General features: G+C 46.7%; 9 protein-coding genes. 7 read left to right on the top strand and 2 right to left on the bottom strand.

Annotated elements, in window-relative coordinates; translation table 11 throughout:
- From QUA44_RS29650 to QUA44_RS29625, 6 genes are all read left to right on the top strand, one after another.
- Positions 1–317, top strand: a 317-nt coding sequence (locus tag QUA44_RS29650; protein ID WP_333257273.1) for a zinc ribbon domain-containing protein, incomplete at its 5' end; no start/stop codon positions are given.
- A 75-nt stretch (positions 318–392) separates the two neighbouring features.
- Positions 393–1,094 (top strand): V4R domain-containing protein, encoded by a 702-nt coding sequence (locus QUA44_RS29645; protein WP_333257275.1) that lies wholly within the window; start codon positions 393–395, stop codon positions 1,092–1,094.
- Positions 1,095–1,188: 94 nt separating this feature from the next.
- A complete protein-coding gene (locus QUA44_RS29640; protein ID WP_333042386.1) occupies positions 1,189–1,455 on the top strand; it encodes a hypothetical protein in 267 nt (88 codons plus the stop codon).
- Positions 1,456–1,625: 170 nt separating this feature from the next.
- Positions 1,626–2,096 (top strand): phycobilisome protein, encoded by a 471-nt coding sequence (locus QUA44_RS29635; RefSeq protein ID WP_333257279.1) that lies wholly within the window; start codon positions 1,626–1,628, stop codon positions 2,094–2,096.
- A 50-nt stretch (positions 2,097–2,146) separates the two neighbouring features.
- Positions 2,147–2,809, top strand: a complete 663-nt coding sequence (locus QUA44_RS29630) for a V4R domain-containing protein (RefSeq protein ID WP_333257282.1) — start codon at positions 2,147–2,149, stop codon at positions 2,807–2,809.
- A 242-nt stretch (positions 2,810–3,051) separates the two neighbouring features.
- The gene (locus QUA44_RS29625) at positions 3,052–4,218 is read left to right on the top strand and encodes a pentapeptide repeat-containing protein (RefSeq protein ID WP_333257285.1); all 1,167 of its coding nucleotides are present in this window, start codon (positions 3,052–3,054) and stop codon (positions 4,216–4,218) included.
- Positions 4,219–4,235: 17 nt separating this feature from the next.
- Here QUA44_RS29625 and QUA44_RS29620 read toward each other — a convergent pair whose 3' ends face one another.
- On the bottom strand, positions 4,236–4,706 hold the full coding sequence (locus QUA44_RS29620; RefSeq protein WP_333257288.1) for a phycobilisome protein: 471 nt from the start codon (positions 4,704–4,706) through the stop codon (positions 4,236–4,238).
- 38 nt (positions 4,707–4,744) lie between these two features.
- Positions 4,745–5,227: a 2Fe-2S iron-sulfur cluster-binding protein gene (locus QUA44_RS29615; protein ID WP_006635922.1), complete on the bottom strand. Its 483-nt coding sequence runs from the start codon at positions 5,225–5,227 to the stop codon at positions 4,745–4,747.
- Positions 5,228–5,729: 502 nt separating this feature from the next.
- Between QUA44_RS29615 and QUA44_RS29610 the strand changes: the two genes are divergently transcribed.
- Positions 5,730–7,667, top strand: a complete 1,938-nt coding sequence (locus QUA44_RS29610) for a serine/threonine-protein kinase (RefSeq protein ID WP_333257292.1) — start codon at positions 5,730–5,732, stop codon at positions 7,665–7,667.
- The last annotated feature ends 350 nt before the right edge of the window (positions 7,668–8,017 follow it).

Here is an 8,017-nt window from a genome sequence, read left to right as displayed (position 1 = left end):
GTGGAAAAACCTATGTAGAGGTTGACCGATTTTTCCCTAGTTCTAAGACTTGTAATAATTGTCTTCACAAAGTATCAAAAATGCCTCTGAACCTGCGTTATTGGGATTGCCATAAGTGTCACAGCCGTAATGATAGAGATATCAATGCCGCGAAAAATATTAGGGATGAAGCCTTGCGGTTTTTGGCATTAGGAACGAGTGCTGCTGCCAGTGGAGGGAGTGTAAGTCAACCAGGAAAGATTTCGGTCTTGATAGATGCGATTCCCCTTGAAACTGGAAGCCCCCGTCATAGCGGTACTCCGCTTGACGGTGGGTAGTTCACATTGGATACACAGGCCAGTCTATTTGACTCTAATTTTCACCAAACTACACCAAAAAGGAATAACTCGCCAATGGTCTCTACTGCCAAAAAAGAAATTTCCCCCAACAGCGAATCGCTACTGAAGCAAAAGCATCCTAAAACTCACAGCCACTATAGGTTTCAGGATTTTTTTGCCTTCGATCGCCAGATGGGTACAATTGACGACTGGAATCAGTCGCGCAACATTTTTACCAGCGAAGACTTCATTATCGGTTTGGTGGAGGGGCTCGAAGAAGAAGTCGGCCCCGCGTCCTCTGTCATCATGTATACTATTGGTTGCCAGTGGGGACTTCAAGATTCCGAATTTTTTCAAAAATGGTTTAGTGCCGAATACAGCCAGAACATTCGCCAGTCAAATCTCATGTTTCTGCTAGAAACTTGGTGGTGGCCTTTCACAGCTCAAGGTTGGGGTCGCTGGGAAGTGGACATGAGCGATCGCAAACACGGCTGCATCTTCATCAACCTCTTTGACTCAGCAGTTGCTCGCACATTGGGAGACGTAGGCAAACCGGTTTGTCACATATACGCCGGTTTGTTCGCCGGTTTCTTCGGCTCTTTAGTCAAAAAGCCTCTGAGCTGCATAGAACTCCAATGTTACTCAATGGGAGAAACCTATTGCAAGTTCTTGCTCGGCAACCCAGATAAAATTGATGCAGCAGCATTCTGGCTCAACGAAGGTGCCAACGCGCGCGATATTCAAAATCGACTGCAACACGGTGAAATATTGCGGTAAACAACCTGGAAAGGCACATCCCCTGCCCTGCCTTTCCTCCCACCAATTTCGCGATCGAAAGTGCGATGGTGGATTTCTCCAGGCAGGAAGAAAGATGAAAAGTCAAACTTCATGGTTGGACCAATCTGTCCAAGAATTCTTTGGTCACTATAATTGGCTGGGAAAATCTTTAGAAACCCCAAATGGCTCGACCCCCGGTCAACTTCTGAGTTTAACCCAGCCAGTAGCAGACTTTTTTCAAGCTATTTCTTGGGAAGGAATTCCGGAAGTAGGTGCCCTACCCCTACCGCCACCCTTGCCAGTAATTTCTATTTCTGAACAAGCAGAAGTCACCATTGATGACCTATTCGACCTGTTTTAATCTGTGTAGGGAATGGAAAATGAAAAATAGGGCAATCCCTCATCCATCTTCCCTCACTCCTCTTTCCTCATCCCTCAAAATCAATTAGTTAAATCCGTTAAATCCCGTACACGGCTCGTTGCCGAACTTCCTTCCTTTTATCAATTACCGATTACCACTTAATTAAAATCATGCACCCTGAGATTGAGGCGCTGCTGGATCAGGCAGAAAACCGCTTTTTAAAAGGCGAAGAACTCATAGCTTTTAAGCGTCAAGCTGTAACCCTTGTCCAGCGCTTAAAAATTTACGAATTTTTGCGAGAGAAGGAAGCAAGCATCTTCCAACCAGTAGCCAACAAACTACAAGAAACATTCCCCGACGAAAAACAAGAAACCTTAGAACGATCGCTCAAACACTGGGTGTTAGTCTTGCGGTACTGCGCTATGGCTATGCTGCTGAACGATCAAAATTTTCTCGAACAGCGCCTTGTAGACTGGCTTTCCGGCATAGTCGAAGCCCACCAAACTCAAAATATCGAAGCAACTGTTTGCAATCTGCTGCAAACTCGTTTAAAAGAATTGCTTTCCGAGCAAGCCCGGGCTATATTGCAACCATTTTTCGACCAAGCACAGTCAATTATTATTGACCAAGGTAATAAATAATCAGCTTTCTTCCCAATTTCCAATTCCCGATTCCCAATTCCCAATTTCCGATGATTAATATTGCCGACTTACTCAAACAGCCCCGACTCCCTGGAAACTACTTTGCCAGCGATGCCTACGTCCGAGGCGACCTCGAACTCGGCCTCCTCGAAAACCGCCGGGGTGATAGGCTCTTAGCACTCCCAGAAACACTGATTCAAGCCATTTATATCGGCTTAGAACAAGAAACAGGTCAAGCCTCCCGCCTCGTGCTTTTCAACTGCGGTCGCTGGTGGGGTAAAAACTTCTACGTGCGTTTTTGCGAAGAAGTCAGCGAATACTACGGTCAGCCAGTTTCTGAAATGGAAATGGTAGAATTTCTTCAGTCCTTGCAGCAGTGTTGGAAAACTCATGGATGGGGAACATTTGATCTGGACCCCAGCTATTCCGAACAGGGATTTTTAATAGTAAAAATTGCTAACTCTCTTTTTGCTAAAACAGCCCCCAAGTCTAAGCGACCAGCCTGTTTTTTAGAAGCAGGTATTTTAAGTTCTTTCTTTAGTCAGCTTACGGGTCGAGAACTTCACTGCCTGCAAACATCCTGCGAATCATTGGGTGCGGACTGCAACCGCTTTATTTTAGGGCTGCGCGATCGCCTCCAACCGGCAGATTCTATGGTCGAAGAAGGAAAAGACCATGAAGCTATTATCAGTCAACTTTTCCCAAAAAACTGACTTATTTGACAGCTATTATTTTGTTGCTAATAGCTGTCAAATCGATTTTTTTACACCCATATTATCCACCGTATCATCAAAACTGTGAGTTAAATTATAAAAAAGCTCCTGAGTTAAAAAATCAGATTTTAGCAATTCAAATAAAACCTGATGATAACTAGCAGCTAGAAACTTCATAACTTACTCTAGAAACTCATAAAATTTAAAAGCAATCAAAACCTCAAACATTTTGCTAGAACTTAATGGACGCCAATGAACTTCTAACTCGATATGCAGCCGGCGAAAGAGATTTTAGACTGGCAAATCTGCGCGGCATTGTGTTGAGTCCGATCGATTTATACCGTTCCAGCGATGCCCCAACTCTAATTTTGGCAAACCTCAACCAACACCAGCAACGACCCTATTTAATCGGTGCGAACCTCAGCGGGGCCGACCTCACCAAAGCCCATCTGAGCCGAGCCAATCTCAGCAAAGCTGACCTCAGCGGAGCCAATCTCACCGGCGCCAACCTCATGGCCGCAAGTCTGAGTGGCGCCAATCTCATCGGCGCCAATCTCACCGGCGCAAACCTCGCCGGATGTCACCTGAATTGGGCAAATCTGACCGGAGCAATTCTCCCCAATGCCAATCTTATAGGTGCAGATATGAGCGCCGCCAACCTCACCAAAGCCGTTCTCAGCCAGGCCAATCTCAGTAAAGCCTATCTGATTAAAGCCAATCTCAACGGGGCAAACTTCAAAGATGCTTACTTAAGTCTAGCGAGTCTGAAAGAGGCAGACTTGACCGAAGCACAGCTCACCGGAGCCGAATTATCCAAAGCCAACCTAGCCGGAGCCAACTTAACCCGTGCTAACCTCAGCAAAGCCAACCTGTTGAAAGCTAATCTCAGGCGAACTAACCTCACTCAAGCCTATTTAAACGGCGCGTGCTTGAGCGGATCAGACCTTAGCGAAGCTTGCTTGGATAGAGCCAATTTGTGCAAAGCAGACCTCAGCAAAACCTACCTGAGAAACATTACTTTGAATGGCAGCCACTTAAGCGGTATTAACCTCAGCGGGGCAGACCTCAGCGGTGTAGACTTGAGCCGCAAACTTTTAACTGGAATCAATATGGCAGAGGCGTTGTTGAACGAAGCCAACTTGAGCGCTGCTTATCTGATGGAAGCTAACTTGAGCGGCGCCAACCTCAGCAAAGCCAACTTGAGTTCAGCCTACCTGATCAATGCCGACCTGTCTAATTCTTGCCTGCATGAAATTAACTTGAGCAAAGCTAACCTGAGTAAAGCCAACTTGCATAAAGCTGACTTGACAGGAGCCAACCTCCGGGGAGCCATTCTCACTGAGGCGGATTTGACAGGAGCGAAGTTGATTGGAGCCACTCTTCCTAACGGCATAGTTTATCGGCGTTAACTTGTCAACCCCCTTGATTATTTGCCGAGTAAAGTGCGGTTGATGTCCAGAATCGGAAAAAATAGGTTCCTTTCTTCCACCGTGAGATATTGTTTGAGGACCTTTTTCATCACATCGTAGGTCACGGTTGCACTATTTCTAACTTGAACAGCGCCTAAAATAGTTTGCAACCAAAGTAGTAGCCGATCGCGCAATCGTTCCGTATCATTAATCAATAGTGCTGCCGCCGAATGCCTTAACACCCGCACAATATCTCCACGGCACTTTTCAGTGACATCGTTAGCCCCCCGCCGAAATAAACTAGGGTCTAGAGACTGCATTTGTGCTTCCACTTGCCGCATAATTTCTGTTTCAGAGGCTTGAAGTTTTTTATAAGCACTCATCCGGTGATTCAAAGACTGAAAGTAGTCTTTCAAAAATTGGAGTTCTTCTGCACTGGCGTAGCGTCCGTCTGCTTCCATGCTCAAACGCGCAAGTTGGCTCAACATAGATTTTTCTCTACTACTAAAATACAAACATATCAGTTTTAAGCTTCTTTAGTCCGAACTAAATACTGTCCTACTTGAAAGCGGGTTTCATTAAGCTGTGTAACGATAGAACGAGTAATTAACTTTCCCGATTCTACAACTACTTGACCCGTAATTGGGTGTAATAAATCTTGCTGGGCCCGGCGGCCGATCAGAGCTTCGACATTTTCAATAGCATTAATGTACATCCCCGCAGGCAACTGTACAACCACACCCTCGCCCATAATTTGAGCCTGACAAGCAAGTCGCGAATTGGCTTTAGCCGTAGTAATGACTTCCAATGTTCTTCTCTCGCGGCGGTTCATGTCCGACAAGCCTTCCATGCCTTCTTTAATGTAAACATGGCAGGTAGCGCACATTCCCCGCCCCCCGCATTCCTTGAGAACGTCTAAGTCTTTGGAAAGTAAGGCAGACAGGATATTTGATCGGGTTTCGACTGCTATTTCCTCCGCAATTGGATCTAGTTTAATAATTTTAACCATATTGATGTTTGCTCCTGTCAAGTTCAGTATTTAGCAAGTTACGATCAACTTATTCAAAGCGCAAAAAAATTTGGCTAACACTCAAAAAGGTTAAGATGCCTTGACGACAGCATCTGCTTCTGGCTCTCTAACCCCTATGGCATAACCGCACTTATTTTTTTGTCATATCGCTGTTCCCTCGCCCCGATTCCCCAGCTTAGCCTTGAAAAGCTAAAACCTTAGATACTTTCTAGATGGCATTGAAAAAACTGTAATAGTCGCGATCGACTAAAATAGCAGCCACAGGTAGTTCCCGAGCGGGTACCGGCGTCCGCCAAGATTGATAGCGATTCCCAAGCTCAAGGATTTTAGTACGTGCGACTGTGCGATCGCTCTCAAGGAGGCTGAGAATGAACCTGAGATAACATAGGCTGTACCTGGCGAGCGATTCAAAAATTTGAATTTTTGTCAGAATTATTTACATATTTTAATACTAGCTCAAGCTTTTTCTATAATTAGACCGATGCAACATTCTAAGTACCGCATTTTAGGGCTAGTCGGACAAGGACAATTTGGTCGAGTCTTTTGTGCCAGCGTTCGAGAAGCTCCCGCCCAGGACTCCCGCCTCACCAGCCAACTGGTTGCTCTCAAAGAACTTAGTCATCAAAAAGCCCCAACTAGCGAATTCTTGCGAGAGCTGTGGTTTCTGATCACCTTGCAGCACCCGAATATTGTTACCTGCCGAGCTCTAGAACACACAGCTACAGGCAGGTACTTGGTTATGGACTACTGCGAGGGAGGAACCCTCCGCAACCTGCTCAAACAAGACCGCCCCTTGCGTCTGCTCGAAGGTTTACAGCTAGTCATGGAAGTTTTAGCAGGCTTAGACTACGCGCACCGCCGAGGCGTAGTTCACTGCGACATCAAACCCGAAAATATCCTCCTAACTTTAGGAGCAAAAGGTTGGTCGCCCCGGCTTTCTGACTTTGGCATCGCGCGTCGGCTGCCAGAAATTGGTACCACTCGCCTCCACCAAGAAATTTCTCCCGACGCTACCGTAGGTTCCCCCGCTTACATGGCCCCAGAGCGGTTTTACGGTCTTTTTTCCCCGATGTCAGATATATATGCAGTAGGAATTCTGCTGTTTGAATTGCTAATGGGCTACCGCCCTTTCGGGGGAACCCCCGGAGACTTGAGGTGGGCGCACCTGAATCAACGCTTGCAATTTCCCGGCGCCATCCCCGAACCTTTGCAAGCAATAGTCAAAAAATCTTTAGAAAAGCTACCAGCCCGCCGTTTTGCCAGTGCTTCTCAAATGGCTCAAGCTCTGCGGCTGATCATGTACGACCCCGCTGTCAGGCAATTGGGCGACTGCATTATTCCTTGGGAAAACCCCACAACCAGTGGTGATAAAAGTCTGAAGTCTGAAACTGAGTCTTTGCTAGAAGTTGAAGAGGAAAAAGCATCACAGTCGGCTATTAATTTACTTGGGACTGTGCGCTATTCGCTTTCCCAGCCCAAGCCACTAATACTTCCTGTACCGGTGACCACTTTAATTGCCACTGAAACCTATCTCTATGCTGCTGTAGGTACAGAGGTGAAGGTTTGGTGTCAGCCTGGAAAACAGCTCGTTACAGGAGAACAGTCTACTTCTATTTCATTAATGCCGGAAATCGTGCGCGGCATTTTACCTGCTTCCCACGGCTGCTGCGTTCTCACTCCGCAAAAACTTTACTGGCTCAATGAGCGCTCTTGGGAGCCTCAATGTTTGCTGGATATGGGTTTGAGGCAAGGTCCAGATGCTTTAAAAGCTGCTGTTGACCCTCACGGCCACTGGTTGACAGTAGCGGTTCCTGGCGAGCTGCGTTTTTATTCTTTAGCTGCCAACAGCACTGCAGGCGATCCGGAAAAAGTCCTGAAGCTGATGGCTACTGTGCCGTTATCAGAACACTATTTACCAGAATTAATTTTTTTGGATCGGCGACACGTCTTAGCAGTTTGGCCGGACAACGAGCCAAAAAATCCCCAAACTATTTTTAGAGTTTACACTCGCCGCGGCACGCCGGTGGGTTCTGTGCGTTTGTCTGCCAGCGTAGGACAGATGCTGTTGACACCGGAGCCTTATACTTTGCTGGGAATTCCCCAAGGTGGTAAAGCGGCGGTGTTGTTGATGAAATTGTGGCCACTCAAGGTAGCACGAATTCCTCTTGAAACTTTGCCCGTGTCTGCTTGTGTGGCTAATTGGGGATGGGTGTTGGCAGATGTAGGGGGGCAGATAGAAGTGTTAAACAGTCAAGGGATTCAAGTAGGGAGTTTTAGCAGCCCCGCCTCACCCCGGGCGATAGCTCCTTGGGGGAATAGAGGTCTGGTGATTGCTGTCAATACTGAGGAAGAGAGTCACTTGCACTTTTTAGATGTAGATGTTGAGGAGACCAACTCGCCATCGATCCTCAAAGGCTGATAACTGGGGTAACTGAATGAGTTTCGGGGTGTAATTCAGGAGAGTGTCTTTGCGGGCGATCGATTCCTGGGAGTTTGATCTGGGTTAGAGTACCGTGTCGTGTCAACTTCTGGATTTTGAATCAGAGGAATTGTTAAGGGCGATCGGCTCAATCTGAGACCCAAACTTCCCTCAGTAAAGTCCAAGAAATGCAGACACCACATATATATGACTCATGCACCAGCCTGATTCTGTCATCCTAACCCCATGATGCAGCCTCACATCTTACACTCTAACCTTGCCTTACCCATACTCGAAGTAAGCCCCATCATCAGGTTGAACCAATGAGTGCTTCTACTCATACGCGGGAA

It is taken from the genome of Microcoleus sp. N9_A2 (assembly GCF_036701775.1).
GTDB lineage: Bacteria > Cyanobacteriota > Cyanobacteriia > Cyanobacteriales > Microcoleaceae > Microcoleus.
Note: the sequence above shows the minus strand (reverse complement) of the source record. Positions and strands in the feature narration are given on the sequence as shown.